The following is a 26263-nucleotide window of genomic DNA, read 5'->3' on the forward strand; positions in this document are numbered from 1 at the left end:
AAGGTGTTGTGGGGGGCAAGCTGGGCGAAGCGGGCCTCTTTCAGGCTGGTGTCGTAGTAGGGGGTGAAGCTGTCGACGCCCACCACCGGGTGCCCATCGGCCAGAAGTCGCCGCACCACATGATAGCCGATGAACCCGGCCGCACCAGTGACAAGAATCGGAGACGACATGAAGGGGCCCGCCTGATGATGTGGCGGGCACCATAGTGGATTTTTCGGCAAAGGGGAGGGCATCCGTCGCGCGGCGGACGCCGCACGCTTTGGCCGGGCTCAGATCACGAAGAAGTCGTGGTAGGTGAGCTTGGTCTTGTTGGAGATGGTGGCGATCTTCACCTGGGCTTTCGAGCCGGTGCCGTCCTGGTCGTAGTAGAGGTTGCCGGTCTTCTTGTCGTAGACGATTCGGTCCTCCCGGTCCTGCGCCTTCTTGCCCTCGACGAACATGTCCGATTTGAACTTCTTCGGCTTGGAGAAGGAGCCCGAGCCCAGCTTGGTGAAGTACTTGTTGTCGAGATAGAAATTGTCGTTTTTGGACTTGAAGTCGTAAATTCGATCCACGTTCGTGCTCTTGTTCGGCCGCGTGTCGAACATGAACACGTCCTTGCCGGAGCCGCCATACAGCCGGTCGTTACCAAGTCCGCCATAGATCTTGTCGTTGCCGGAATCGCCGTAGAGTCTGTCGTTCCCGGCATCGCCATACAGCATGTCGTTGCCGCCCTGGCCCCGCAACGTGTCCGCGTAGCGCCCGCCCTTAAGGACGTTGTCGGCGGCATCGGCGGTGAGGTTCTCGTTGTTCACATCGGCAATGTTGACCGTGACCCACTGCTCATAGGTGACGTTAAAGGCATCAGTGACCCGCACCTTGATCATGTGCGACGGCGCCTGCTCGTAATCGAGCCTGACGCCGTCCACGACCGTGAGCGTGCCGTTCGCAGCGAGCGCGAAGCGCCCGCCCGCATTGTCGAGCAGCTCGTAGGTGTAGCTGCCGCTCGGATCGAGCGCCTGGACGGCAATCGGACCGACGGCGCTCGTCGCCTGGGCGCCCTCGCTCACCGCTGCCGAGAGGCTCAATCCCATCGGCGTATCGGGGCGTATCGGCTCGCCGGCAGCGCTGAAGATCTGCTGGTAAACATCATATTGACCATCACCCTCGGCCTGCCACGTGATAATCCAGCCGCCATTGGCCAACCCGGTGACGTGAGGTTCGAAATCATCGCTGTCGGTTGCGGTATTGGCGCGAATCTCGCCGCCGATTTTCTGCCCGGAGGCGCTGTAGCGCTGCATGAAAACGCCATTACCGCCCCAGATGACGACCCAGCCTCCATCCGCCAGAGTTGCGACCTGTGGCTGGCCCTGTTCGGTGGCGATCGTACTCACTCTGGTCTCGCCGTCTCGAGCTATACCGTTGGCATCGAAACGCTGCTGATAGATGTTGTTGGCAGAATGCCAAACGACGACCCATCCCCCATCGGACAAAGCGGTCACGGACGGCTCTATTTGCCCCCCAGCCGCGGTGCTATTGACCCTGACTTCGCCACCACGGGTGCTGCCATCGGCGTTGTAACGCTGCTGGTAGAGATCCACATCTCCAAAGAAATCTTGGGCGGATTGCCAAGTGACGACCCAGCCCCCGTCCTTTAGTGCCACTACCGAGACATTGGTTTGGCTATACTCCGTCGTTGTGTTGATCCTGACCTCACCGCCACGTGTCGTGCCGTTGGCATTGTAGCGCTGCTGATAAACATCGTAGATTCCCGTGCCGTGATCGGATTCCCAAGTGACGACCCAGCCTCCGTCTGACAGGCCTGTTACCTGCGATAGGGTCTGGTTGCCAGCAACTGTGCTGTTGACTGGGATCTCACCACCTTTCAGCGTGCCATTGGCGTCAAAGCGCTGCTGATAGAGGCCACTTCCATTGCCATCCTGACCGAAGGAATTCCAAGTGACCACCCATCCGCCATCTTCAAGCGCGCCCACTGATGGTCCGCTTTTATTGGTGATGTTGTTGGTGCTGACGAGGAACTCCTGGCCGATAGGGCGCCCATTGGCGCCGTAGCGTTGCTGGTAGATGCCCTCGTCCGCCTCGGATTCCCAAGTGACCACCCATCCGCCGTCCTTGAGGAATGTAATCGCAGGGCCTCTTTGATTATCAGGGGTCGTTGTGTTGACGCGCGTCTCGCCGCGCGTATTCAGGATCACGCTCATCGCTTCCATTCCCTTGAGACAGTTCCGTTTGTTCGAAACGGTATTATATAGCAATTACAGAAATCTCAAGGTTGCAGCGGCCGCCAAGGGTTGAGATTGCATCCAGTGCGACAATAGATCGGTCAGCTCCACCTTAGGAAGGAGCGCATCGTGCGAATCCGAAGCTCCGTCTGCGAGCGGCGGGCCCGGTTTTCACTGGCGTGGCCTACCGGCCCGCACGATGCGCTCTTTGGAGAGTTGAGCCCTGCCTGAGCAGGCAGGACGGCGTGATCTACCTTAAATGACGAAGAAGTCCTTGTGGGTCAGGGCGAGGTTCTTCGAGAGGCTGGCGATCTCGACCGCCTTGCCCTTGCCCGAGCCGTCGGCGTCGTAGAAGAGCTTGCCCTTCTTGTCATCGTAGATGACGTAGTCGTTCTTGTCCTTGGCCTTGGACCCGATGGTGAAGTAGCTGCTCTTCAATTGAGCCGGCTTCTTCTCCGTGCCGGACTTGCCGAGCTTGGTGAAGATCGCGTTGTCGAGCCAGATCGAATCGTCCACCACCTTGAAGTCGACGATCTTGTCCTTGTTGGTCTTGGTGTTCGGCTTGTAGTCGAACGCGAAGACGTCCTTGCCTGTGCCGCCGGTCAGCGTGTCGTTGCCCGAGCCGCCGAAGAGCTTGTCGTTGCCGCCGTTGCCGGAGAGCTTGTCCTTGCCGGCATAGCCGTAGAGCTTGTCGCTGCCGGACTTGCCCTTGAGCGTATGGGCACGGTTGGTCCAGAAATCCGTTTCGAGCGTCGCGACGGTGTTGCGATAGTAATCGCTGGCGATGATCTTGAAGGAGACGGGCGCAAGGGCCGCCGACTTGCCTTCAAGGTCCGGGGACTGGGTGAAGACCAGCTTCTTGACCGCCGCATTGACCTGCGCCGGAGAGCCGGTGATCGTGTAGACGCCGGTCACGGGATCGTAGGTGCCGCCGCCGAGGCTCGAGGCCAGGAAGCCTCCCCGCTTCGGATCGCTGACGACGATGGTGACCGAGACGTTGTTCCCGTTCGCGTCGCCGATATTGACCCCTGAGAACGGCATGGCCATGTCCGAGATGGTCTTGCGCTTCAGATCGCCGGTGATCTCGGGAGGAAGGTTCCAGCCTCCCGTCCCGCCGCCCGCGTTCCCGCCATAGCCACCCGGCTGATAGGGCATCCACTTGGTGAAGCTGATGTAGCTCTGATCATTGCCTTCATTGTTATTGCCGCCGCCCCAATTGTCGATCGCGACATAAACCTGCCGGTAAAAATCGTCTGGGAGCGTTTCCGAGGTATTCTTGTAGATGATCGACTGGATGAATTTCGCGGCAATGGTGCCCCGAGGAAACTCCACTTCCTCATCGTAAAATTCACTGAAGGAAAGGTGGATGTTGTATTTGGTGCTGCCCGCTCCGATGACGCCCTTGTAATTGCCGATGGTAATGACGCTCCCGACATTCAGGCCATTGCTGGCGGAGACGCCCATTGCCGTATCGATTTCGAGACGGTCATGAGCCTGGTCAGCCATGAACACGGCGATCTGGATATCGGTGATGCCCCAGCCGCTGTTGACGGTGGAATTGGACCCCCAATCGATATAGGTGCCCACATTCGGGCTGATGCGGTGATAATCGCCATCCAGGTTCGTCGAATAGATGGTTGTGCCCATTGAAACCCTCGCAATTCATTTATTCGGCGCCAACCGCTCGTTCCCGAAACATGAGGCGCTCGCATCAGAATCAGCCGAATGCGGCATGATATAACAAATGAAATATAATAATGCTCAGACGATGGATAGGACTATTCTTCCCTATAGGAAAGATCCCTCACGAAATAACGTGCTGGTTGCATCGCCAATAAAATCGATCAGGAGATCCAAACAAGGACGAGAGGCGATTTCGGAACGCCTGCTGCGAGCCGAGGGTGGGAAGATGGGCTCTGGTCCGACGCTCTAGGTGGCGAAGTCCTTGAGGGAGACGGGCTTCTCCCTTCCGACCTGGGTCTTGAGAGGGTCCGCGCAGCCCGTGTCGAAGTCGTCTTCCACCGGCTCGAACCTGAAGGATTGCCGCTCGCGGGCCATGAAGGCGGTGGGCATCACGGCCTGCATTTCGGCTTCGGCGGCCTTCAGGAAATCATCGTCGTGGCCGGGATAGAGGTGGAAGATCGCCAGTGCCTTCACGCCGGCGGCCTTCGAGAGCTCCACGCCCTTCTGCCAAGTGGAATGGCCCCAGCCGCGGCAATACGAGTATTCGGCATCCGAGAACATGCCGTCGAAGATCATGAGGTCGGTGTCGCGCACGAAGGCGGCGAGATCCGGATCGGGCCAGGGGTCGCTGTGCTCCACGTCGCTGATGTAGCAGACACTGCGGCCCCGGTGGCTGAGGCGGTAGCCGGTGGCGCCGCCCGGGTGGTTGAGAAGATGGGTGTCGATCCGGGTTCCGTCGTCGAAGGTGAGCGGCTCGCCGGCCTTGAAGCCGTGATATTCGAACTGGGCCGGAAGCTGGCCGAGGCGCACCGGAAACAGGGGCGGTGAGAAGAGCCTGCTCAGGGGCTCCATGGCGCTCTCGCCCTCCAGATGCCCGCAATAGGTGCGGATCACGCGCTCCTTGGCGAGAAGCGCCGGCTTGAAGAAGGGCATGCCGCTGATGTGGTCGAGGTGGAGATGGCTGAGGAGGATGTCGATCTTCTCGGGCGCGCTCGGGCCGAGCTCCATGCCCAGGGCCGAGAGGCCGGTGCCCGCATCGAGAATGAAGAGACGCTCGCCGCATCGGACTTCGACGCAGGGGGTGTGCGATCCGAACTCGACGAACTGAGGCCCGGATGCGCAGGTGGAGCCGCGAGTGCCCCAGAACCGGACCTGCAATGCGTCAGAGGATGCAACTCGCCTTACCATGGCAGGATCATGATGTAACGAAAACCCCTCTTATGTGCGCTGGCGCACATGAACCGCGATAAGCTGCCCCTGACATGCACAGTGGGTCAAGGCAGAATGTGTCACGCACTTAACGCCTCCAGACGCCGGGTGCGGCGCTCCATCACGGGCTCGCCCCGCTCGAAATGGATAACCGCATCGAAGGGCGGTTGATCCATGGCGGGCGAGATCGCGGGCGTCACGAGGATCAGGCCGCGCCCGACGAGCGCCCGGCGCAGGTTCATCACCAGCTTGTCGGCTGCCGGTCCCGGCAGGCCGTCGAGGGCCCGCTGGACCACCAGGATGCTCGGCCGGCGCACCAGGCCGCGCACGAGATCGATTGCGGCCAGCTCGGTGAGGGTCAGGTCATCCCCTTGCGGATCGACCGGCGTGTCGAGCCCGATGCGCGAGACCTCGCCGTCGAGGCCGCGCTGGGTGAGCACCCGGCGGGTCACCTCCAGCACCGCCTCGAGAGCGCCGGCCTGATCGGCCGCGATACGGCCGAAGAGCAGGTTGTCCTGAACGCTCGCCGCCGCGCAGAAGCGCGCCTCGTCGTAGAACTCGATCGAGGATTTCAGGCTCACCGGCAGCATGCGGGCGAAATCGGCGCGGGCCACCAGGATGCGCTCCTCCAGGCCCGGCTCGAGCAACCCCAGGCGATGCCGGCTCTCGTTGTAGCGCAGCGCCAGGCCGATCAGGCGCTCCTGATCGCGGGAGGTCTGGTCGCTCCGGCGCTGCTCGTTCCTTCGGTCGACGAGATCCTGGAAATAGGGCCGGTCCGCCGCCGAGAAGAAGGAGAAGCGGTCGAAGAGCGGGGAGCCGTCCGGGATCTCCGCGAAGATCTCGATCATGCTGGTGGCGATGGAGAGGCCCATGCGCGCGAGCGGCTTGGTCAGCTCGTTGGCCTCCAGGATGGCACGCACGAAGGGATGGCTCGCCAGCCGATCCTCCTCGAAGGCATCGCCGATGGGCTTCCCGAACAGGAGGTTCTCGCCGATCGTGGCGTAGCGGTTGTAGCGCGTGGCGCTGAAGGGATCGACGAAGCGGTCGAGATCCTCGGTGGCCAGCGCCGCCTCGACGGCACGGCGCGCCTCCACGATGGCGGCGGCGAGCTTCGGCTCCCTGGCCGGATCGATGGTGCCGGACAGGCCGCGGGCATGGGTCAGCCGGTCGAGCCCGGCGATGGCGATGGCCTCCGACAGGCGGTGGTTGAGTTCGCCCGCCGGTGCGGAGCAGCCATAGAGCAGGTTGTCCCGCAGGCTGCCCTCGATCAGAATCGTCGATCCCGTCAACGCGATGCGCTGGCTGCGCTCCACGGGGTTGGCGGCCGCGAGATCCACGCCGCCATAGGTCAGGCGGCCCATGGAGGGCGGCAGCTGGCCGCTCATGAGCGCCGCAAGCAGCCTCGGGCCCGCATCGCCGTCGCCGACCAGGGCCACATGGGACGGGAAGGCGAGCGTGAGATTGACCGATGCAACGCGCGCCCCGCTCGCAGGATCGTAGGCCGAGACGCCTTGGGCCACGAGCGCGCCGTTCTCCGGCAGGCTGGCTTTGCCTTTGAGGGCCGCACGCAGCTTCAGCGGCGCCAGACCCCTGCCGAGGTCGATGAGCAGCGCCCTGGCCCGCAGGATCAGCCGGTGCCACTGCACCACCTCGCGGGTGCCATAGGCGGCGAGCGCCGCCGCGAGCACGCTGGCCGCGACCGTTCCGGCCGTCAGGGGACGCGTTTGCGAGAACCAGGCGCCGAGCGCCAGAACCGCCAGAGGCGCGATCATGAGCACGGCCGCGGAGGCGGCTTCCATGATCGCCAGGCGGTATTCCTCCCGCATCACCGGGCGGTGGCCGCTCATGAGAGCCTGGCGCACCCGGTCGCGCTCGAAAGGCCCGGTGCCATGGGCACGCAGGGCCGGCAGGCGCTGCTCCAGGTCCGTGAACACGCCCTCGGCCGCATCGCCTTCCCGGCTCCGGGCGGCGGCGGCGTCGAAGCGCAGGAGCGCCCGGCGCGCGCTCACGATCATGCCGAGGGCCAGCACCACCGCCAGAACCGCGCCCAGGTGCCAGTCCATGACGAACACATAGGCGCAGGCCAGCCCGATCATGCCGCCCAGCTTCACCGGGATCAGGAGGCTCGCTCCCAGCACGCCGTTTTCGCGCGCCAGCCCCCGGGAGGCGAGCGCCGAGATCATGGTGATCTCGTCGTGCGAGGCGGAGGGCACTTTCAGAATGATGTCGAGGGCAGCCGACTGGGCCCGCATCAGCATCCGCCCGCCGATGCCGGCCGCCACCCATTCGAGCGCCACCAGGATCAGCCCGAGAGCCAGCGGAACGGCCAGCACGCCGATGACGGCCGCCAGCGCAAAGGTCTCGGGATCGAGGGCAAAGCCGGGAAACAGCACCAGCGATCGCGGCCACAGGTCGGCCGGCGGCGTGAGGGCGATCCGCAGGAAGGCAGCGGGCGCATTCCAGGCATCGGGGCCGCCGGTCGCCCGGTCGACCATCTGCCGGACCAGATCGAGGCCGATCAGGACCAGAAGGCCCGCCAGCATCAGGAGGCCGAAGCCGACCAGATGTCGGACGGGCGAGGTTTTCCAGGCCAGACGCAGCGGGTCGCGCTCGATGACGGCTCCCAAGGGCAGCTCCAATGATCGTTCAGGTTCAGTGACGTTAGCGGAACCTAGAGCATCGGCCCCGAAAGTGAAAACCATTTTGGAACTCACCCGATGCCCGCTTCTCGAAACAGCGCACCGTGTCGGGCGGACCCGAAGGGCCGCGCCAGCGACCCGAAGGGCCACGACAGGGAAAATCGGAACCACTTTTTCGCAGGATGCGCGAGCATTTTTCGACCCGACAGCGGGGAAGCGCGTTCAAGACGTGCGCCCAAACACAAACGAGCTTTCGCCAGGGTCCGGCATCGGGGCGATTTGCCCTCTCGCCATGCCGCGCCTCGACTCTATGTCACCTGCCTTGGCTGCCTGCCATGGAGGATCGGTGAGCCCGCCCATGACGTCCCCTTTGCCGTCCCCCCTGCCGATCGATCCGGTCTTTCAGCTCGTTCTTGAGGTCCCGGTGCGCACCCCATGCCCGGATCTGCCGCGCCGGCTGACGAATCTGTTTCAGGAACTCGCCCTGGAGGAGCCGCCCAGGCCCGTGGAGGAGATCGAAGACCAGATCTGGGCTCTGTGGAGCTCGCACGAGGACCGGATCGCCGAGGAGACCATGGCGGCGGCCGTCGAGTCCTTAAGCTCGGGATCGCTCAAGACGGCCCGGCCGCTGCTCGACCATCTGGTGGCCATGTATCCGGACTGGCCGGAGGCCTGGAACAAGCGGGCGATGCTGGCCTCCATCGAGAAGCGCGATGCGGACAGCCTGCTCGACATCGCCCAGACCCTGCGCCTGGAGCCGCGCCATTTCGGGGCCGTCGCAGGTTTCGGCAATCTCTGCCTGCGCCACGGCCACCTCAACGAGGCGCGTGCCGCCTTCCAGATCGCGCTCGGCATCAATCCCCACATGGAAGACCTGCGCGACATGCTGGAGAACCTGTCGCCGCATCACCTGATGCTGCATTAGAAAATCTTCATCCGCCTTTGCGATCATGCCGCAGGATCGCCGGTCGGGGCGAAACCCTCCCCACGATCATGCCAGCCCCCCGTTCCCGGCATTTGCAACATTCCCCACAGCCGAGCTATCCAGCACTATGGCCCTGCGCGATCTCTTCCTGATGTTTCTCGTCTGCTTCCTGTGGGCGGCCCATACCATCGTCAGCAAGATCGTCGTGTCGGGCATGGAGATCCCGCCCCTGTTCTATGCGGCCGTGCGCTTCGGCATCGTGGCCATGCTCGCTCTTCCCTGGCTGCTGCCGGCGCCGCGGCCGCGATGGCGCATTGTCCTGGTCGGGTTTCTGATGGGCGGCGGCGGCTTTGCCCTGTTCTTCCTCGGCATCAAGAGCGCGAGCCCGTCGAGCGCCGCCGTGGTGAGCCAGCTCGGAATTCCGATCACGGCGCTTCTGTCCATGCTGATGCTGGGCGAGCGGCTCGACGGCCGGCGGGCGCTCGGCATCGTGCTGACCTTCACCGGCGGCGTGCTCGTCATGTGGGACCCGGACGGCGGCTTTCCGCTCTCCGCAGGCCTCCTCCTGGTTCTGGCCTCCACCTGCATCGGATCGCTTGCCGCCGTGATGATGAAGCAGATCAAGGGCGTGAGGCCCCTGCAGTTCCAGGCATGGGTCGGGCTGGCCTCGGTGATGCCGATGGTGCTCCTGACGACGACATTCGAAACGGGCCAGATGACCAAGGCTTTTGAAGCGGGCTGGGGGTTCGTGGGCGCGCTCCTGTTCTCCGCCCTGATCGTGTCCCTGCTGGCGCACACGATCTATTACGGCCTGATCGGGAAATATCCCGCCAACCTGATTGCCCCGCTGCTGATCATGAATCCTCTGCTGACGGTCACCCTGGGCATTCTCGTGACGGGCGACCGCTTCGACGCGAAGATGGCGCTCGGTACGGGCCTTGCCCTCTGCGGGGTCCTGGTCATCGTGCTCAGGCGCAACGGCGCCATGCGGCTGGTTTCGGCGCGATGGAAGCGCTTTCGGTAGCGGGAATCTTTCTTCAGCAAGCGCGACAACGGAGCCGTTGCGGCACGGCCGCGAGGGGATGATACCTTAGGCGCCATGTCCGATTCGTCCGCAGCCCTTTCCCGTCCCATCATCCTGCCCGTCGACGGCCGACAATCGCCGGTCGCGGCCGGTGTTCAGCGCGGCGTGCGCCGCCTGTTCTCGCAGCTCGGCCATGTCACGCTGCCGGAATTCACCCTCGCCAACGGCCGGCGCGCCGATCTGATCGCGCTCGCGCCCGACGGGGCGCTCACCATCATCGAGATCAAATCGAGCGTGGCCGATTTCCGGGCCGACCGGAAATGGCCCGATTACGAGGATTTCTGCGACCGATTCTATTTCGCCGTGCCTGAGACCGTGCCCTTCGACATCCTGCCGGAGGATCGCGGCCTGATCATCGCCGACAGCTTCGGGGCGGCGATCCTGCGCGAGGCGTCCCACCACCCACTGGCGGGGGCGCGCCGCAAGGCCGTGACCCTGCGCTTCGCACACGCGGCCGCATCCCTGCTGCATACGCTCGCCGATCCCGACAGGATCGCCGACGGCAGGCTTTGAGGCCTTCACCTTCTCTCCCAATCCCATCGCCATTTGACGGTAATCTGAGCAGGACATAAAAAGAGCCGGGTTCACGGTCCCGCTATGGCTGAAACGGCAGATACCGCTCACGTCATGATCCGGCCGCCCCTCGCATGGGGGCTCGCCGTCGTTGCCGGATTCGGGCTCGATCGGCTCATGCCTTTGCCGTTCCTGCCGGTCGATTGGCCCGCAGGCTGGCTCGGCGCATTGGTGTTCGTCCCTGCGCTGGCGCTGGTCGCATGGGCCATCGCGGCGATGACCGGAGCTGGCTCGAACGTCCCCACGAACCTGCCGACCACCACCATTGTCGAGAGCGGGCCGTATCGCTTCACGCGCAACCCCATCTATCTCGGCATGTTTCTGGGCCTGATCGGCCTGGGCATCGCATTCAACACTCTCTGGCTGCCGCTGATGCTGGTGCCCTTCGCGCTCGTCATCCGCTACGGCGTCGTGGCCCGCGAAGAAACTTATCTCGACCGTAAGTTCGGGGATGTCTATCGCGTCTATCGCTCGCGCGTTCGGCGCTGGCTGTAGCGATTGTGGGGGCAATCATGGATCAGGTCATCAGGTTTCTGCTCAGCAATTTCACGCTGACGTTTTTCGTCCTCGGGCTGATCGCATCGCTCATTACGCTATTGCGGCAGCCCCGGCCCTGGAGCCGCCCTGTCGTGACGGAGGCCCTGCTGTCCTGGTTCCTGTTCTTCTCGCTCGGAGTCAGCTTTCTCTACAACTTCGTCATGCACGTCTTATTCTCCGAGGTGGCGGCCGCTTTCATCGGATGGCAGACCAGCCCGTTCCAGAAGGAGGTCGGCTTCGCCAGCCTCGGATTCTCCGTCGTGGGATTCATGGCCCTCAGGGGCAGTTTCGGCATGCGCCTCGCCGCGCTCGTGGCCCCCGCCTTCTTTCTCTGGGGCGCCGCCGCAGGCCATGTGGTCCAGATGGTAAAGGTGCACAATTACGCGCCCGGCAATGCTGGCGTGATCTTCTACACGGATATCCTGCTGCCGCTCTTCGGATTGATCGTGCTGTGGATGCAGAGAGGGGCCGGGACCACGCAGTCGCGCATTCAGAGAGCGGCGTTTCCTCGCTGAGGGATCAACGAGGCGCGCGCTTGGCGAGGATGCGCTGCAGGGTCCGGCGGTGCATGTTGAGGCGCCGGGCGGTTTCCGAGACGTTGCGGCCGCAGAGCTCGTAGACCCGCTGGATGTGCTCCCAGCGCACCCGGTCGGCCGACATGGGATTTTCCGGCGGCAGGGCCCGCTCGCCCGGCTGGGCCATGAGAGCGGCGTGGATCTCGTCCGCATCGGCGGGCTTTGCCAGGTAGTCGAAGGCTCCCATCTTCACCGCCGTCACGGCCGTGGCGATGTTGCCGTAGCCCGTGAGGATGACGCCGCGGGCGTCCGGGCGGCGGTTCTTCAGGCGCTCGATCACGTCGAGGCCGTTGCCGTCGCCGAGCCGCATGTCGATCACGGCGAAGGCCGGGGCCTCGCTTTCGATGGCCGCAAGGCCGTCCGCCACGCTTTCGGCCACGCGCACCTGATAGCCGCGGCCTTCCATGGCGCGGGCGAGACGGGTCGAGAACGGCCGGTCGTCATCGACGATCAAGAGACTCTTGTCGGCGCGATCCTCGAATGCGACAGGCGCATCGGCCATCAGACTATCTCCTTGCATCTTCAAGAATTTTCCTTGTTGAGGCGAGCCTTTCCGGCTCCTTCCTCATATGGGAATTCTTGCCCTAACCTTTGAGAGGCTCCAGCGAACCTCCCTGCGGCGAAATTGCCGCACCTCGTTCAAACGCGTGACGCGGCCAAACGATCCGCGCAATGGCGCCCGAGGCCGGCGGGGCAGCGTTCGTCAGGGTCAGTTCAGCCCCCGATCGCTCGATCAGGGTCTTGGCGATGAACAGGCCTAGGCCCAGTCCGCCGCCCTCCTCGCTGTCCTCCGAGCGCTCGGCGGCGCTGCGCGTGGTCACGTAGGGCTCGCCGACCCTGAGCAGAATATCGGGCGCGTAACCGGGGCCGTCATCCCGGATCTCGATGAAAACCTCGTGAGGAGACCAGCAGGCCTCGATCGTCACCTGGCTCTCGGCAAAGTCCGTGGCGTTGTCGAGGATGTTGGACAACCCGTAGACCACCCCGGGATTGCGGCGGCCCATGGGTTCTGGTCCGTCGCCCTTGGTGATCACCTTCACGTCGAAGCCGACCGCCCGCTGCGGCTCGACGATGTCCTCCACCAGATGGCTGAGGGAGATGGTCTCCAGGAATTCTCCCCCGTCGTCCTCGTCCATGGACGTGAGCTTCGTCAGGATCGTGCGGCAGCGCTCCACCTGCTCCTGCAGGAGGCGCAGATCCTCGCCCACCGGGCCTTCCTTGGGCATGGCATGGCCGAGCTCCTTGGTGACCAGCGCGATGGTGGCAAGGGGCGTGCCGAGCTCATGGGCCGCCGCCGCCGCGAGGCCGTCGAGCTGGGACAGGTGCTGCTCCCGGGCGAGCACCAGCTCGGTGGCCGAGAGCGCCTGGGCGAGCTGGCGGGCCTCCTCGGCCACCCGCCAGGCATAGATGCCGGTAAAGGCCGTGCCGAGCAGGATCGCGGTCCAGATCCCCGTCACATAGAGGAAAGGCAGGGAGAAGGTCTGCCCCGGAAACCAGGGCAGGGGCCGATGGATGAGCACGAGAACGGTCGCGCAGCCCACGGCGAGGAGCCCGAGGCCCAGAGTCCGCTCCGGCGTGAGCGCTGTGGCCGAGATCAGCACGGGCGCCAGAAACAGCATGGCGAAGGGGTTTTCGAGCCCGCCGGTCAGGTAGAGGAGGCCGGCCAGCTGCAGGATGTCGAAGGCGAGCAGGGCCGTGGCGACGTTGTCGCTGAGCCGGTGGCTCGCCGGATACTGGATGCGCAGCAGCAGGTTGACCCAGACCGAAGCGACGATCACCAGAAGGCACAGGGCGAAGGGCAGGGGGAACCCGAGGCCGAAGCGGACCCCGATCACCGCCGCCGACTGCCCCGCGACGGCCAGCCAGCGCAGGCGCACGAGGGTGTCCAGGCGCAGGTGCCGGGCGTGGTGCGTCAGGGTCTTCGGCTCGATTCTGGACATCATCGAACAGAATAGGGCTTCGCCCCTGTTCGCCAAGCAGCCTGGTTCAGCCTATTTTCCTACCCACGACTTGGCGCACGACTTGGAACAGGGCCAGAAAGCCCCGGGAAATGCTCTGAAACCAAAGTATGGTGCCCGTTTTTGCAGTGGACGGACAAGTTTGTTGCAATAGGCTGAAGGAACTTTAATCTTAAAATTACGGTTGAGGATAAAGCCTACCGCATTGTGCGAGAACCAGGCACCCGGCCCTTGGGGACACTTAGATGAACTTTTCTTATGTTTGGTACGATACCGCGCACTGGCTTTTGAGCCCCGCCCGTGCGGCCTCCGATTTGACGAAGCATTTCTTTGACAATCCTGGCAATCCGCTCAACAACACCCCCTACGGCCGGACCGTTTCCGCCGCCTGCGAATTGTTCGAACGCACCACCCGCCGCTACGGCAAGCCCGCCTTTAACCTGCCCACAACGGTGATCGACGGGGACGAGGCGGCGGTCATGGAGCGGATCGTGTGGGAGCGCCCGTTCTGCCGAATCATCTCCTTCGAGCGCGATCATCCCGCCGCCCGAAACCAGCCGAAGCTCCTCATCGTGGCGCCCATGTCGGGCCATTACGCCACGCTGCTGCGCGGCACGGTGGAGACCTTCCTGCCGACTCATCAGGTCATGATCACCGATTGGGCGGATGCCCGCATGGTGCCGCTCGCCGAGGGGCGCTTCGACCTCGACGACTATATCGACTACGTCAAGGAGATGTGCCGCGCCTTCGGCCCGGACCTGCACCTGATGGCCGTGTGCCAGCCGGCCGTTCCGGTGATCGCCGCGGTGGCCCGCCTCGAGGCCGAGAACGATCCCTGCATTCCGCGCTCCATGACCCTCATGGGCGGGCCCATCGACACCCGCCGCTCCCCCACGGCCGTGAACCGGCTCGCCGAGGAGCGCGGCATCGAGTGGTTCGAGCGCCACTGCATCACCAAGGTGCCGCCGTCCCATCCGGGCTTCTGGCGCGATGTCTATCCGGGCTTCCAGCAGCTCTCCGGCTTCATGGCCATGAACATCGACCGGCACCTCACCGCCCATTACGAGATGTTCAACCATCTGGTGGAGGGCGACGGCGATTCGGCCGAGAAGCACCGGGAGTTCTATGACGAGTATCTCGCCGTCATGGACCTGACCGCCGAGTTCTACCTCCAGACGGTCGAGAAGGTGTTCGTGAACCACGAGCTGCCCAAGGGCGAGATGATGCACCGGGACCAGCCGGTGGATCTCATGGCCATCCGGCGCTGCGCCATCATGGCCGTCGAAGGCGAGCGGGACGACATTTCAGGCGTGGGCCAGACCCTGGCGGCCCTCGACCTGACCCCCAACCTGCCCTCCGACAAGAAGCTCTATCATCTGCAGGCCAAGGTCGGTCACTATGGCGTCTTCAACGGTTCTCGGTTCCGGTCTCAGATCGCTCCTCGAATCGCTGAATTCATTGAGAATCACGATCGAGAACCAGCCCGGAAGAAGGCGTCAAGAGGCTGATCCTGTTCTTGATACGTTCCTAGGAGCGGCAAACGGCTGCGCTGACAGAATCAGCGTGACAGGGCAGATTGCGGGCATGAAATCCGCCCTGTTCCGCCGCGTTCCTGCGGACCCGCCTCATCTCAAAGTTCTCCATGAGGGGCAGACCTTCAAGGTCGCCCTCAAGCGCCGTCCCACGGCCAAACGGATCACGCTGCGCGTCTCCAACGCGACCGGCGAGGTCGTGCTGTCGATCCCCGAGCGCACCGATGTGGGCTTGGCCCAGAAATTCGCCGACAGCCACAGCCAGTGGATCGCCGCCCGCCTGGCCAAGGTGCCCGAGCGGGTGATCTTCGAGCCGGGCGCGCTGGTGCCCGTCCGCGGCGTCCTGCACCGGATCGTCCATTGGTCCTCGGTCCGGGGCGTGACCCAGGCGACGAAGGGCGGCACTGGGGAGCCGATCATCGCGGTCGCCGGCGACGCGGCCCATGTGGCCCGCCGGGTGCGGGACTTCCTCGAGGCGGAAGCCAAAAAGGATTTCGCCCTCGCGGTGAAGAAGCATACGGCCCAGCTCGGGGTCCCGGCCAAGCGCATCACCGTGCGCGACACCAAGAGCCGCTGGGGCTCCTGCTCGGCCAATGGGGCGCTCAACTTCTCCTGGCGCCTGATCATGGCCCCGCCCTTCGTGCTCGACTACCTGGCCGCCCACGAGGTGGCGCATCTGCGCGAGCTCAACCATTCCCACCGCTTCTGGAAGATCACCCACCAGCTCTGCCCGCGCACCGATGAGGCGGAGGCTTGGCTCAAGACCTACGGCAGCGCCCTGCACCGGATCGGGTGAAATCCCACATCATCCTCCTTTTTGAACCACCAACCTCATCCTGAGGAGCAGACGAAGTCTGCGTCTCGAAGGAGGGTCCAGTGCTCTCTGGACGCTCCTTCGAGACGGGCCTGCGGCCCACTCAGGATGAGGTCGGAGGGAGAGCGGACGGGATGAAGGGTCGATGCCGGTGATGCCATGGAAGGCCTCTTAGTGAGTGACACGCCCCTTGTTTCGGCTTAGTCGGAACCTCCCGTCATCGCTGCTGTCCCGAAGAAATGCTCAAGCCCGACACCCTGGCTCTCACCGTCGTTCTGGCGCTGCTCACTGCGCTCGGTCCCCTATCGACGGACATGTACCTGCCCTCGCTGCCGGCGATCGCCGCAGGGCTTCAGGCGACCACGGGCCAGACGCAGCTCACGCTCTCGGCCTTTCTCCTCGGCTTTGCGGCCGGACAGTTCTTCTACGGGCCGATCTCCGACCGGATCGGGCGCAAGCCCGTCCTGCTCTTCGGTCTCGGGCTCTTCACGCTGGCGAGCCTCATCTGCGCCCTCGCCCCCAATATCGAGACCCTGATCGGAGCGCGCTTTCTCCAGGCGCTCGGCGCGTCAGGCCCCATCGTGCTCGGGCGCGCCATCGTGCGGGATTTCTACGAAGGGCCGCGGGCGGGCCGCGAATTGTCGCGCATGGGCACGATCATGGGCGTCGTGCCCGCAGCCGCGCCGATCCTCGGCGGCGTGATCGAGCGCGTCTCGGGATGGCGGGTGACCTTCGGATTCATGATCCTGTTCGGCATCGCCATGGCGGCCGTCATCAGCCTGCGCATGCCCGAGAGCATCCGCAAGAAATCAGACGTGCCGATTTCCTTCGCGGCGATCCTGCGTGGCTTCAAGCTGCTGCTGGGACACGCGGGCTATCGCACCTATGTGGGCCTCTCCATGCTCACCTATGGCGGGCTCTTCGCCTTCATCTCCGGCTCGTCCTTCGTGCTGCAGCAAATCTACGGCCTGGATGAGCTGTCCTACGCGTTCTCGTTCACCTTCGTGGTGATCGGCTTCATGAGCGGAACGTCTCTCGCGCAGCATCTCGTCGGCCGGCGCGGGCTCGACGGCACGATCCAGCTCGGCGTCACCTGCCTCGCCGTCGGCGGCATCGCCATGCTGGGACTGGTCCTTGCAGGCGTGCCCTCGTCGCTCGGCATCAGCGCCCCGATGGCGATCTACGGCATCGGCGTCGGCCTCACCATGCCGCAATCCATGGCCTCGGCCCTGATGCCCTTTCCCGAGCGGGCCGGCGCGGCCTCATCGCTGCTCGGCATCTGCCAGATGACGTTTGCCGCCATCGTGGGCATCCTGCTCGGTCGCAACCTCGGCGCCTCGGCGATCCCGCTGCCCGCCACCATCGCCACCACGGGTGTGCTGGCGCTGGTGCTGTTCCTCATGACGGGTCGGGCGAGGGGACATCAACCCAAGGGCTGATCCGCCGGGAGGCCGGCGAGGACATCTGTGGCCTTGTGATCGGCATCGACGCCCTCGATGAGGAAGACGTCGCCGCGCGAATTCCTGGTGCGCAGGGGCAGGATCTGCCGATAGGCGGGAGATTCATACCACGCGCGGGCGCTGTCCCTGTCCGGAAACGCGATCATGATCAGGTCTCCCGACCACGAGCCTTCCAGGATTGTCGCCGGCCCGCCGTGAATGATGAACCGGCCGCCGAAGGGCTCCAGCGTGGCGTCGATGCGCCGGAGATAGTCGACGATGTCGGGACCGACATTGACATCGTGCAGATGACCGATGGCATAGGTGGACATGACAGGCTCCTTCCTGAGTGAAAGGAGCATGCCGTGTGGAGATCCTTCTGACGATTACGTCAGAGGTAACGGAAAGCATCAAAGCCCGAACAGCTTCTCGAAGAAGTTCTTCTCGCGGCTCGCGCGCCGTTGCGGCGCGGGCTGAACCCAGCTGCCTTCGCCGTCCGCATTGGCGTAGCGGGGTGCGCCGCCGGCGCCGGCGACGGGAATGTCCGACGGGGCGCGCATGCGCTCGAGGCCCGGCAGAGGAACGGGCTGCTGGTCCTTGAGGGCCGCCGTCATGAAGTTGTGCCAGACTTCCGTCGGCAGGTTGCCCCCGGTCACGCGCTTGGTGAGCGCGCCGTCATCGTTGCCGAGCCACACGCCGGCCACGAGACTGCCGGAGAAGCCCACGAACCAGGCATCCTTGTAGTCGTCGGTGGTGCCGGTCTTGCCCGCAAGGGTCCAGCCCGGGATCTGCGCCTTCTGGGCGGTGCCGATGACGAAGACGTTGTGCATCATCTCGTTCATCTGGGCCACGACGCCCGGGTCGATGACGCGTCCGAGGCCGCCGGCATTCGGCCGCTTGTAGATGAGCTTGCCGTCGGTGGTCTTCACCTGGGCGATCACGTAAGGCGTCACGCCGATGCCGCCATTGGCAAAGGCCGCGTAAGCCGAGACGAGTTCGAGCGGCGTCACCTCGGAGGTGCCGAGCGCGAGCGAGCCGTTGGCCTGGAGCGGCGACGAGATGCCGAGCCGCTGCGCGGTCTGCGCCACGGTCTTGGGCCCGACCTCCATGTTGAGCTTCACCGCAACGGTGTTGAGCGAGAGCGCCAGCGCATCGCGGATCGTGATCGGCCCGCGATACTTGCGGTCGTAATTCTTGGGCGCCCAGCCCTTGTAGGCCACGGGCGCGTCCTCCACCACCATGTCGGGCGTATAGCCCCGCTCCATGGCGGCGAGATAGACGAAGGGTTTGAAGGACGAGCCGGGCTGCCGCCGAGCCGCGATGGCGCGGTTGAACTGGCTCGTCTCGTAATTGCGGCCGCCGACCAGAGCCTTGACGGCTCCGTCCGGCTGCATGGCGACGACGGCGCCCTGGCTCACGTTGAACTTCTGGCCCTTGGCGTTGAGCTCGTCGACCAGCACGCGCTCGGCTGCCGATTGCAGCGCGGGCTCGACGGTGGTGGAGACCACGATGTCGGACTCGATTGTACCGACGAAATCGTCGAGCACGTCCATGACGTAATCGGCCGCGTAATTGGCGGAGCCGGCCCTGTTCGGACGCACGGCCTCGGCCGGGTCGCCCAAGGCCGTCTTGGTCATGCCCGGTGTGATGAAGCCGAGCTCGTTCATGGCCGCGATCACAAGCTGTGCACGGGCCTGCGCCCGCTCCGGATAGCGGTTGGGGGCAAGGCGCGACGGTGACTGGACAAGGCCCGCCAGCACGGCGGCCTCCGAGAGCGATACGCTGCGGGCCGACTTGCCGTAATAACGCTGGGCGGCTGCCTCGACGCCATAGGCACCAGCGCCGAAATAGACGCGGTTCAAGTAAAGCTCGAGGAGCTGGTCCTTCGAGTAGTTGCGCTCGAGCCAGAGCGCCAGGATCGCCTCCTGGATCTTGCGCGAGGCGGTGCGCTCCTGGGTCAGGAACAGGTTCTTGGCGAGCTGCTGCGTCAGGGTCGAGCCGCCCTGCAGGCCGCCGCTGTTGCTCAGGTTACGGTAGAGTGCGCGGCCAATGCCGATGGGGTCGATGCCGAAATGGTCATAGAAGCGCCGGTCCTCGATGGCGATGAAGGCCTTCGGCAGGTAGGGGGGCAGCTCCTTCAGGGTCATGGTGCGCCCGCCCGTCTCGCCACGATTGGCGAGAAGCGAGCCGTCGCTCGCCAGGATGGCGATGTTCGGCGGGCGCTTGGGCACCGCAAGCTGGTCGATGGGCGGAAGCTGGGAGGCGTAATAGGCCACGATGCCGCCGACGCCAATCACGCCCCACAGGCAGAGCACGAGCCCGGCATAGACCAGCTTGCTGAACAGGGAGCGGCCGCCGCGGCGCTTCACCTTCTTGGGGCGTGAAGGCCTGCCGCCTCCCTGTTGAGAAGCTCGCCTGCGCGCCATCGTTCCCCCTGCCCGATCCTCGGGCGAGAGGTGAAAGTCCAGCTCCCCCGCCTGCCCAGCGGGCGCATCGAACACCGGCTCGCGCCGGTCACGTCCGTTCGCCACGTCTTAAAACCCCGCATTGATTGAGCCGGTATAGGGTCCGGCCTTCATGCTCTGAGGCACCCTAATTGTGGCGGTTTAAGGGGCGGTTAACGGGAGTTAACGGCTTCCCGGCCGGAACTGCCGAGTCTGGCCGGCGTTCGCTGCCTTATGAGCGCTTACATTGTCGTGCTGGCAGCATTCGGGGTGGTGGTCCTCCTGACCGCCTGGCTTCCCATGGTCCTGAAGGAATTGCCCCTGTCCTTGCCGATCTTCTGCGTGGGCTTGGGCGCCCTCATCTTCGCCTTTCCCGATCTGCCGGGGGTCTTGCCCCATCCCAACGAGGAACTCGCCATCGTCGAGCGAATGAGCGAGTTCGTGGTCATCGTGTCGCTTATGGGCGCAGGCCTCAAAATCGACCGTCCCTTCGGCTGGAAACGCTGGCGACTGACCTGGCGGCTGCTCGGCATCGCCATGCCGCTCACGATCTTCGCGCTCGCCTGGCTTGGGCAGAGTCTGCTGGGCCTGAGCCTCGCCGCCGCCGTGCTTCTTGCAGCGGCCCTCGCTCCGACCGATCCGGTGCTCGCCAGCGACGTGCAGGTGGGGCCTCCCGGCGACAGCGAGGAGGATGAGGTGCGCTTCACGCTCACCTCGGAGGCAGGCCTCAACGACGGTCTCGCCTTTCCGTTCGTTCTCCTGGCCATCTCCTTCGCGCAGGAGGGGAGCCTCACTAAGGTGGCCGAGTGGTTCGGCTATGCGGTTGTCTGGAAAATCGCGGCCGGCATCGGCATGGGCTACTTGATCGGCCGCGCGCTCGGCTGGCTGACCTTTCACCTGCCGAACCGGGCGAAGCTCTCCCGCACGGGCGCCGGATTCGTGGCGCTCGGCATCACGTGCATTGCCTACGGCGTGACCGAGATGGTCAGGGGCTACGGCTTTCTCGCCGTCTTCGTGGCGGCGCTGGCGTTGCGCGCCACGGAGCCCGAGCACGAGTATCACCAGAAGCTGCACGACTTCGCAGAGGAGCTCGAGCGCCTCATGATGATGGTGCTGCTCGTCCTGCTCGGCGGTGCCATGACGGGCGGAGATCTGTTCAGCGCCCTCACATGGCAGGCTGCCGTGTTCGGCCTGCTGGCGCTGTTCGTCATCCGGCCGCTCGCCGGATGGATCGGGCTGATCGGCACCGACCCGCCGCCGGGCGAGAAGGCGGCCATCAGCTTCTTCGGCATCCGCGGGCTCGGCTCGATCTATTATCTCGCCTATGCGCTGCATCACGCGAAGTTCGACAATGTCCACCTTCTCTGGAGCACGGCCGGGTTCATCATCCTGGTGTCGATCGTGCTCCACGGCATCACGGTCACGCCGGCCATGCGCCGCCTCGATCTGCGACGAAAGCTGGAGGCGAGAGCCGTAGCCTCGCAGCATCCCGGCATCGGCCTGATGTCAGCAGGTCGGGTGCCTTCGGCTCCTACTCGGCGGTCATCGGATTGATGATGGTCCGCACACGTGCAATGGAATCGGCCGGAAATCCCGCCTTTTGAGCGTGCTGACGGATCAACTCCTCATCCGGCGCCCGATAGACGCAGTAGATCTTGTCGTCCGTGACGTAGCTGTGAACCCATTGAATGTCGGGTCCGAGCTCGCGCAGGACATTGCATGAGGTCTGTGAAGCCTGCTGCATGTCTGCAGCAGATGAATTGCCGACGCCCGGCATGTTTCGCTCGATCACGAATTGCGGCATGGCCTGTTCGCCGGTTGCCCGGCGCCTCCCTTGGCCGGGCCAGATTCGGCACCGGCTCCGGCCACACTCTGCTCATCCCTGCCGGGTGGCAATGCCTCAAACGAGGCAGAGCAGTCTTTTGGATCTCGCCTCATCCGCTCGTGTGTGACGGCACACCTATTCCGCAGCCAGCGGCAATTCACCGGTTTCCAGGTCAGCCTGCGCGAGGTCGTGAATACGGCGCAAATCGTTCAGGAACGCCTCGTAGGCCTCCCGCTTCGTCCCCTCGTCGGGCAGGCGCAGCAGGTAGCTCGGATGCACGGTGACGTAGCCCTGGTAGGGGCCGAAGGTCGCGCGTCCCCGCGAGCGGGTGATCGGCGTCGCCTTGCCGGAGAGCGCCAACACGGCGGTGGCACCCAGCGCCACCACGAGCTTCGGCCGCACCAGCTCCAGCTCCTTCATCAGCCAGGGCCGGTAATGCTTCACCTCGCCGGCCGTGGGCTTTGCGTGGATGCGCCGGTGGCCGCGCTGCTCGAACTTGAAATGCTTCACCGCATTGGTGAGGTAGGCTTGGCTCCGGTCGATCCCGGCCTCCTGCATGGCCTTGGTCAGAAGCTTGCCAGCGGGACCGACGAAAGGCCGTCCCTGCAGGTCCTCCTGGTCGCCCGGCTGCTCGCCGACGAAGACGATCTCCGCATGATGCGGGCCTTCGCCGAACACCGCCTGAGTGGCGCCGGGCACCAGCGGTCCCGCCTTGGCGATGATGGCATTGAGCTGCTCGAGGGTCTTCGGTTCCTGATCCCACATGGCTTGAATCGCGCGTTCGGGCGTGCGCTTGGCGGGCATGGTCGCCTCCTGTTCGATCATCCGTTCAACGCGCTTGGCGGCGGTTTGGATCAGACCGGGGATGACGGCCGTCTCGGGCATGTTGCGCCAGTACTTCTTCGGCATCTCGGCCCGCATGGCCGTAGGGTTCACCCGGGCCGGGTTGAACACGCTCTCGTAATAGCCGCGCCAGCCCTCCTCGAAGCTGTCCTCACCGGGCGCGTCCTCGCGTTGCGCGGGCGGGCCGAAGGTCAGGGCGGTGCGATCCCAGCGCGCGGTGCCGATGGGCGTGAGGATCGTCCAGTCCATGGAGCGGAAGCGGTCGACGAAGAAGGGGGCCGCCGCTTCGAGAATGAAATGCTCCGGCTCGAACCATGCGGCGAAGCGCTCGAGAGCTTCACCTCCCATCCGGCGGAACCGCACGAAGGCGTGCATCTTGTGCAGGTCGCGCCGAACGGAGCGTGCCATCAGGTCGATGCGGTGGACCAGCGGGTCGCTCGCAATCTCCAGCAGATCGCGCTCGCCGTTCAGCACCCGCCAGACAAGGCTGTAGAGCAGGGCGTAGCGCTCAGGATCGGTGTGGCAGACCACCTGCTCGATGAGCCGCGACACGCCCTTCGGGATCGAGACCGGCGGTGCGTCGGCGAGGGCCTCGTCGCCGAAGAGGCCCGGCGCGTCGTCGACGGCGAACATCACATGCTGCGGCGCCAACTCCTCGGCGATCAGCCAGCGCACCGCCTTGCGGAAGCCGTGGAGATCCGCGCCGTTCTTCAGAGTGATGCGGTGAAGACTCATACGAACAAGCTCAGCTGTTCCGGCTTCTCGATCAGCCGCTCGCGCAGGTCGAGCGTGTCGAGCTTGGCCTTTGGATGATGATCGGCCGTGATGAGGAAGGGCTTGGCGCGCTTGAGCCCCGAGGTGAGGCGGGCGACATCCTCCAGGCGCAGTGTCGTGTGTTTTCGCGCCACCACGATCTTGTCGACGGCACGCGCCCCGAGGCCCGGCACGCGCAGCAGCATTTCGCGCTCGGCCCGGTTCACGTCGACGGGGAAACGATGACGGTTCTTGAGCGCCCAGGCGAGCTTCGGATCGATGTCGAGATCGAGCATGCCCTTCTCGGCGGATGATGCGATCTCGTCCACGTCGAAGCCGTAATATCGCAGCAGCCAATCGGCCTGGTAGAGCCGGTTTTCCCGCATGAGCGGCGGTGATTTCAGGGGCAGGATCGCGCTCGAATCCGGGATCGGGCTGAAGGCGGAGTAATAGACGCGCTTCATGGCATAGTGGCCATAGAGCTTGGCCGATGTGCGCAGGACATCCGTATCCGTTGTTTCGTCCGCGCCGACGATCATCTGCGTGGTCTGGCCGGCGGGCGAGAAATGGCGACGCTCCTCGCGCGCCTCCTCGATACGCTCGAACATCTGCGCCATGGCGGTCTCGATCGAGGCGCCGTCCTTCTCGGGCGCCAGCTGTTCCAGGCTGCGCTCCGTGGGCAGTTCGAGGTTGATCGACAGGCGGTCGGCCCACAGGCCCGCCTCCTCGATGAGCCAGGGGCTCGCCTCGGGGATCGTCTTCAGATGGATGTAACCGCGAAAGCCGTGATCGCGCCGCAGCTTCTTCGCCACCAGGATCATCTGCTCCATGGTGTAGTCGGGCGAGCGGATGATGCCGGAGGACAGGAACAGGCCCTCGATGTAGTTGCGCTTGTAGAACTCGACCGTGAGCGTCACCACCTCGTCGACCGAAAACTTCGCCCGCTTCACGTTGGACGAGCGCCGGTTCACGCAATAGGCGCAGTCGAACAGGCAATAGTTGGTCAGCAGGATCTTGAGCAGCGACACGCAGCGCCCGTCCGGCGTGTAGGCGTGGCAGATGCCGGTCCCGACCGTCGAGCCGAGGCCATCGGGGTCCGATTTGCGCTTGGGCGCTCCTGAGGAGGAGCAGGAGGCGTCATACTTGGCCGCGTCCGCCAGGATGCGCAGCTTCTTCGAAAGCTTCTCGTCCATGGGCTTTTCGGGATCTTTCGCAGAATTGTTCGTGTTTTGTTCTAGCATGAAGATGGGGCCCTGGCGAGAGCCTCGGGAGAGGGCGGGAGGTCGCATCTCATCTCGCGCGGAAGTCGCCTCGTCCGGAGAGGAAAGCGAGCGGCGTCGATTGTGGGGAAGAAATGGGACCTGGAAGGCCGGAACGTGATCTTTCAGGTCTAACTGTACCCTAATTCTCCTCCTGCACGTTGATGCTGGGCCGGGGCGTCCAGAACAACTTGGCTATCAAAGGAGGTTAGAATGCGCTTATCCCATATTGGAGCTTTGATCGCTCTCAGCTCCCTGCTCGCCTCGCCGGTCCTCGCGCAGACGGCGGCTCCGGGGATCTCTTCTCCCGGTTCCACGGCGAGACCGCCAATGACCGGTTCGGCTCCGCAAACCGGTGCCGCCAGGCCGATGCCCAGCACGACGGCCTCGACAAGCGCTCTGATCGACATCAATACCGCGCCCAAGGATCAGCTCGACAAGCTGCCGCAGATCGGCTCGGCCCGGGCGGACGCCATCATCAAGGGCCGCCCTTACAAGGCCAAGAACGAGCTCGTGGACAAAAAGATCATTCCGCAGAACGCCTATGATGCGATCAAGGACCGGATCATCGCGCACCAGAAGTCATAAGCAGCAAAAAAGGGGCCCGTCGGGCCCCTTTCTCATGCCGGGAAGCGAATTCAGCGGCTGTACTTGAATTCCGGTGCAGCTTTCAGCTGATCCTTGGTCATGTTCAGGAGCGCATGATCCGGCGCGGCGCGGTTGGCATTCGCATTGGCCGATGCGGTCGAGCCTGTGGTTGCCGGAGCCGTCGCGGTGTTGGTCGCCGTCGTTCCGGCTGTGCCGGCCGTACCCATGCCCGCCGTACCTGTCGTGGTGGTCGAAGCAGTTGCGGCGCGGCGCGGCTCGTTCATCAGCTTGATCTGGTCGAAGGGCACGGCCACGTCGTGTTCGCCCATACCCAGGAAACCGCCGACCCCGATGACCACAGCCTGGATCTTGCCGCTCTGATCCACGAGCAGCTCGCTGATGTCCCCGATCTTCTCGTCATTGTTGTTATAGACATCCAATCCCTCGAGCTTGGACGCACGCCATTGCCCCGGCTGCTCCTGGGTCATCCAGTTGTTCGTGCCCATGGACGAGGAGCCGCCTGCAGGGCTGGAGGGTTGGGCCTGCTGGGCCAGAGCCGGCACCGAAATCAAGGCTGTACCAAGAAGGGCCACTGCAAGATGTTTGAACAGCATAGGTTCCTCCTACGATCGGGACGCATATTCACGTCTCCCATTTTCAACGGAGAGGCCATGAATTGGTTCTGATGCGACTGGCGGCATTTCCCAAGAGACCTGCACAAGAGCTGAGCAGCCCAGATTGAGGAATTGCTTGCGCCTGTCGTGAATGCACCTAGACTTGGCCAAGCTTCCTGCCGAATACCCAAAACGGACCGTATGATCAGAACCCTCCTCGACGGCCTCTACCTCTTCGCCGGATATCTGGCAGGCCTTTTCCTGATCGTGATCTTTCTCCTGATGATGATCCTCTCGCTCGGGCGCGAGTTTGGGGTCAACATCGCCGCCGGTGACGATTATGCAGCCTGGTCGATGGCCGCGATGGCCTTTCTTGGTCTGGCCCATACTTTCAGGTCCGGCGAGCTGATCCGCATCGGGCTGGTGCTCGAGCGACTGCCCACCGGTGCGCGGCGTGGCGTCGAGATCGTCTGTCTTCTCATTGGCACTGCGGTGACCGGGTTCTTCGCCTGGTATGCCGTGCACATGACCTATGACAGCTGGCGTTTCAACGACATGTCCCAGGGAGCCGTCGCGGTGCCGCTCTGGTTCCCCCAGCTCGGCTATTCGATCGGCCTGACGATCCTTGCCATCGCCTTCATCGACGAACTCGTGCACGTCCTCAGGGGCCATGGGCCGCGATATGAAAAGCCACCGGCTGAAACGCCGGAGGAGATCGTCAACCGTGCAGCCGAGAGCGGGCTTTAA

Annotated in this window: 24 protein-coding genes; 11 read left to right on the top strand and 13 right to left on the bottom strand. The window is 64.3% G+C overall.

Annotated elements, in window-relative coordinates; translation table 11 throughout:
- The 5 genes from FHR70_RS15400 to FHR70_RS15420 form a co-directional block, all read right to left on the bottom strand.
- Positions 1-170: NAD-dependent epimerase/dehydratase family protein (locus FHR70_RS15400; RefSeq protein ID WP_183451714.1), on the bottom strand; the 170-nt coding region annotated here is incomplete at its 3' end.
- A 99-nt stretch (positions 171-269) separates the two neighbouring features.
- Positions 270-2201, bottom strand: a complete 1932-nt coding sequence (locus FHR70_RS24370) for a hypothetical protein (protein WP_281381356.1) — start codon at positions 2199-2201, stop codon at positions 270-272.
- Positions 2202-2477: 276 nt separating this feature from the next.
- Complete coding sequence (locus FHR70_RS15410) at positions 2478-3869, bottom strand: calcium-binding protein (protein ID WP_183451718.1); 1392 nt, start codon at positions 3867-3869, stop codon at positions 2478-2480.
- Positions 3870-4151: 282 nt separating this feature from the next.
- The gene (locus tag FHR70_RS15415) at positions 4152-5093 is read right to left on the bottom strand and encodes an MBL fold metallo-hydrolase (protein WP_183451720.1); all 942 of its coding nucleotides are present in this window, start codon (positions 5091-5093) and stop codon (positions 4152-4154) included.
- A 101-nt stretch (positions 5094-5194) separates the two neighbouring features.
- The gene (locus tag FHR70_RS15420) at positions 5195-7741 is read right to left on the bottom strand and encodes an ABC transporter ATP-binding protein (protein ID WP_183451722.1); all 2547 of its coding nucleotides are present in this window, start codon (positions 7739-7741) and stop codon (positions 5195-5197) included.
- 370 nt (positions 7742-8111) lie between these two features.
- Between FHR70_RS15420 and FHR70_RS15425 the strand changes: the two genes are divergently transcribed.
- The 5 genes from FHR70_RS15425 to FHR70_RS15445 all read left to right on the top strand — a co-directional run bounded on the left by FHR70_RS15425 (position 8112) and on the right by FHR70_RS15445 (position 11387).
- Entirely contained in the window at positions 8112-8678 is a 567-nt protein-coding gene (locus tag FHR70_RS15425; RefSeq protein ID WP_183451724.1) for a tetratricopeptide repeat protein, read from the top strand.
- 127 nt (positions 8679-8805) lie between these two features.
- Entirely contained in the window at positions 8806-9702 is an 897-nt protein-coding gene (locus FHR70_RS15430; protein WP_183451727.1) for a DMT family transporter, read from the top strand.
- Between the two features lie 75 nt (positions 9703-9777).
- Positions 9778-10275: an MmcB family DNA repair protein gene (locus FHR70_RS15435; RefSeq protein WP_183451729.1), complete on the top strand. Its 498-nt coding sequence runs from the start codon at positions 9778-9780 to the stop codon at positions 10273-10275.
- 84 nt (positions 10276-10359) lie between these two features.
- The gene (locus FHR70_RS15440; protein ID WP_183451731.1) at positions 10360-10830 is read left to right on the top strand and encodes a methyltransferase family protein; all 471 of its coding nucleotides are present in this window, start codon (positions 10360-10362) and stop codon (positions 10828-10830) included.
- A 17-nt stretch (positions 10831-10847) separates the two neighbouring features.
- On the top strand, positions 10848-11387 hold the full coding sequence (locus FHR70_RS15445; RefSeq protein ID WP_183451733.1) for a DUF6790 family protein: 540 nt from the start codon (positions 10848-10850) through the stop codon (positions 11385-11387).
- A gap of 4 nt (positions 11388-11391) precedes the next feature.
- On the opposite strand, the gene FHR70_RS15450 is transcribed toward FHR70_RS15445, so the two are convergent.
- The gene (locus FHR70_RS15450; RefSeq protein WP_183451735.1) at positions 11392-11949 is read right to left on the bottom strand and encodes an ActR/PrrA/RegA family redox response regulator transcription factor; all 558 of its coding nucleotides are present in this window, start codon (positions 11947-11949) and stop codon (positions 11392-11394) included.
- 82 nt (positions 11950-12031) lie between these two features.
- Positions 12032-13387, bottom strand: coding sequence for an ActS/PrrB/RegB family redox-sensitive histidine kinase (locus tag FHR70_RS15455; protein ID WP_183452480.1), 1356 nt, complete (start codon positions 13385-13387; stop codon positions 12032-12034).
- A 263-nt stretch (positions 13388-13650) separates the two neighbouring features.
- Between FHR70_RS15455 and FHR70_RS15460 the strand changes: the two genes are divergently transcribed.
- From FHR70_RS15460 to FHR70_RS15470, 3 genes are all read left to right on the top strand, one after another.
- The gene (locus tag FHR70_RS15460; RefSeq protein ID WP_183451737.1) at positions 13651-14913 is read left to right on the top strand and encodes a polyhydroxyalkanoate depolymerase; all 1263 of its coding nucleotides are present in this window, start codon (positions 13651-13653) and stop codon (positions 14911-14913) included.
- A gap of 76 nt (positions 14914-14989) precedes the next feature.
- Positions 14990-15733 (top strand): M48 family metallopeptidase, encoded by a 744-nt coding sequence (locus tag FHR70_RS15465; protein WP_183451739.1) that lies wholly within the window; start codon positions 14990-14992, stop codon positions 15731-15733.
- Positions 15734-15990: 257 nt separating this feature from the next.
- Positions 15991-17190, top strand: a complete 1200-nt coding sequence (locus tag FHR70_RS15470; RefSeq protein ID WP_183451741.1) for a multidrug effflux MFS transporter — start codon at positions 15991-15993, stop codon at positions 17188-17190.
- On the opposite strand, the gene FHR70_RS15475 is transcribed toward FHR70_RS15470, so the two are convergent.
- Together FHR70_RS15475 and FHR70_RS15480 are read right to left on the bottom strand one after the other, a co-directional pair.
- A complete protein-coding gene (locus FHR70_RS15475; RefSeq protein ID WP_183451743.1) occupies positions 17175-17522 on the bottom strand; it encodes a DUF1330 domain-containing protein in 348 nt (115 codons plus the stop codon). The genes FHR70_RS15470 and FHR70_RS15475 overlap by 16 nt on opposite strands.
- A gap of 78 nt (positions 17523-17600) precedes the next feature.
- A complete protein-coding gene (locus FHR70_RS15480) occupies positions 17601-19721 on the bottom strand; it encodes a PBP1A family penicillin-binding protein (protein WP_183451745.1) in 2121 nt (706 codons plus the stop codon).
- Positions 19722-19868: 147 nt separating this feature from the next.
- Here FHR70_RS15480 and FHR70_RS15485 point away from each other — a divergent pair, with 147 nt between their 5' ends.
- Positions 19869-21188 (top strand): cation:proton antiporter, encoded by a 1320-nt coding sequence (locus FHR70_RS15485; RefSeq protein ID WP_183451747.1) that lies wholly within the window; start codon positions 19869-19871, stop codon positions 21186-21188.
- On the opposite strand, the gene FHR70_RS15490 is transcribed toward FHR70_RS15485, so the two are convergent.
- From FHR70_RS15490 to FHR70_RS15500, 3 genes are all read right to left on the bottom strand, one after another.
- The gene (locus tag FHR70_RS15490; RefSeq protein ID WP_183451749.1) at positions 21166-21438 is read right to left on the bottom strand and encodes a DUF4242 domain-containing protein; all 273 of its coding nucleotides are present in this window, start codon (positions 21436-21438) and stop codon (positions 21166-21168) included. The genes FHR70_RS15485 and FHR70_RS15490 overlap by 23 nt on opposite strands.
- A gap of 156 nt (positions 21439-21594) precedes the next feature.
- Positions 21595-23037 (bottom strand): UdgX family uracil-DNA binding protein, encoded by a 1443-nt coding sequence (locus FHR70_RS15495; RefSeq protein WP_183451751.1) that lies wholly within the window; start codon positions 23035-23037, stop codon positions 21595-21597.
- On the bottom strand, positions 23034-24248 hold the full coding sequence (locus tag FHR70_RS15500; RefSeq protein ID WP_183451753.1) for a putative DNA modification/repair radical SAM protein: 1215 nt from the start codon (positions 24246-24248) through the stop codon (positions 23034-23036). The genes FHR70_RS15495 and FHR70_RS15500 overlap by 4 nt, the downstream gene beginning before the upstream one ends.
- Positions 24249-24527: 279 nt before the next feature.
- On the opposite strand from FHR70_RS15500, the gene FHR70_RS15505 reads away from it, so the two are divergent.
- Positions 24528-24902 (top strand): ComEA family DNA-binding protein, encoded by a 375-nt coding sequence (locus FHR70_RS15505; protein WP_183451755.1) that lies wholly within the window; start codon positions 24528-24530, stop codon positions 24900-24902.
- Between the two features lie 50 nt (positions 24903-24952).
- Here the strand turns inward: FHR70_RS15505 and FHR70_RS15510 are convergent, their stop codons facing one another.
- Positions 24953-25516, bottom strand: coding sequence for a PRC-barrel domain-containing protein (locus FHR70_RS15510; protein ID WP_183451757.1), 564 nt, complete (start codon positions 25514-25516; stop codon positions 24953-24955).
- 201 nt (positions 25517-25717) lie between these two features.
- Between FHR70_RS15510 and FHR70_RS15515 the strand changes: the two genes are divergently transcribed.
- Positions 25718-26263, top strand: a complete 546-nt coding sequence (locus FHR70_RS15515; protein ID WP_183451759.1) for a TRAP transporter small permease — start codon at positions 25718-25720, stop codon at positions 26261-26263.

It is taken from the genome of Microvirga lupini (assembly GCF_014191055.1).
Classification (GTDB): domain Bacteria; phylum Pseudomonadota; class Alphaproteobacteria; order Rhizobiales; family Beijerinckiaceae; genus Microvirga; species Microvirga lupini_A.

What these genes read in the sequence shown, in the direction of transcription:
- FHR70_RS15515 (WP_183451759.1), top strand. Translation starts at nt 25,718, where the DNA reads ATGATCAGAACCCTCCTCGACGGCCTCTACCTCTTCGCCGGATATCTG.
- FHR70_RS15440 (WP_183451731.1), top strand. Translation starts at nt 10,360, where the DNA reads ATGGCTGAAACGGCAGATACCGCTCACGTCATGATCCGGCCGCCCCTC.
- FHR70_RS15465 (WP_183451739.1), top strand. Translation starts at nt 14,990, where the DNA reads ATGAAATCCGCCCTGTTCCGCCGCGTTCCTGCGGACCCGCCTCATCTC.
- FHR70_RS15450 (WP_183451735.1), bottom strand. Translation starts at nt 11,949, where the DNA reads ATGGCCGATGCGCCTGTCGCATTCGAGGATCGCGCCGACAAGAGTCTC.
- FHR70_RS15415 (WP_183451720.1), bottom strand. Translation starts at nt 5,093, where the DNA reads ATGGTAAGGCGAGTTGCATCCTCTGACGCATTGCAGGTCCGGTTCTGG.
- FHR70_RS24370 (WP_281381356.1), bottom strand. Translation starts at nt 2,201, where the DNA reads ATGAGCGTGATCCTGAATACGCGCGGCGAGACGCGCGTCAACACAACG.
- FHR70_RS15510 (WP_183451757.1), bottom strand. Translation starts at nt 25,516, where the DNA reads ATGCTGTTCAAACATCTTGCAGTGGCCCTTCTTGGTACAGCCTTGATT.
- FHR70_RS15455 (WP_183452480.1), bottom strand. Translation starts at nt 13,387, where the DNA reads ATGTCCAGAATCGAGCCGAAGACCCTGACGCACCACGCCCGGCACCTG.
- FHR70_RS15485 (WP_183451747.1), top strand. Translation starts at nt 19,869, where the DNA reads ATGAGCGCTTACATTGTCGTGCTGGCAGCATTCGGGGTGGTGGTCCTC.
- FHR70_RS15470 (WP_183451741.1), top strand. Translation starts at nt 15,991, where the DNA reads ATGCTCAAGCCCGACACCCTGGCTCTCACCGTCGTTCTGGCGCTGCTC.
- FHR70_RS15490 (WP_183451749.1), bottom strand. Translation starts at nt 21,438, where the DNA reads ATGCCGCAATTCGTGATCGAGCGAAACATGCCGGGCGTCGGCAATTCA.
- FHR70_RS15495 (WP_183451751.1), bottom strand. Translation starts at nt 23,037, where the DNA reads ATGAGTCTTCACCGCATCACTCTGAAGAACGGCGCGGATCTCCACGGC.
- FHR70_RS15445 (WP_183451733.1), top strand. Translation starts at nt 10,848, where the DNA reads ATGGATCAGGTCATCAGGTTTCTGCTCAGCAATTTCACGCTGACGTTT.
- FHR70_RS15460 (WP_183451737.1), top strand. Translation starts at nt 13,651, where the DNA reads ATGAACTTTTCTTATGTTTGGTACGATACCGCGCACTGGCTTTTGAGC.
- FHR70_RS15410 (WP_183451718.1), bottom strand. Translation starts at nt 3,869, where the DNA reads ATGGGCACAACCATCTATTCGACGAACCTGGATGGCGATTATCACCGC.
- FHR70_RS15505 (WP_183451755.1), top strand. Translation starts at nt 24,528, where the DNA reads ATGCGCTTATCCCATATTGGAGCTTTGATCGCTCTCAGCTCCCTGCTC.
- FHR70_RS15500 (WP_183451753.1), bottom strand. Translation starts at nt 24,248, where the DNA reads ATGGACGAGAAGCTTTCGAAGAAGCTGCGCATCCTGGCGGACGCGGCC.
- FHR70_RS15430 (WP_183451727.1), top strand. Translation starts at nt 8,806, where the DNA reads ATGGCCCTGCGCGATCTCTTCCTGATGTTTCTCGTCTGCTTCCTGTGG.
- FHR70_RS15435 (WP_183451729.1), top strand. Translation starts at nt 9,778, where the DNA reads ATGTCCGATTCGTCCGCAGCCCTTTCCCGTCCCATCATCCTGCCCGTC.
- FHR70_RS15425 (WP_183451724.1), top strand. Translation starts at nt 8,112, where the DNA reads ATGACGTCCCCTTTGCCGTCCCCCCTGCCGATCGATCCGGTCTTTCAG.
- FHR70_RS15475 (WP_183451743.1), bottom strand. Translation starts at nt 17,522, where the DNA reads ATGTCCACCTATGCCATCGGTCATCTGCACGATGTCAATGTCGGTCCC.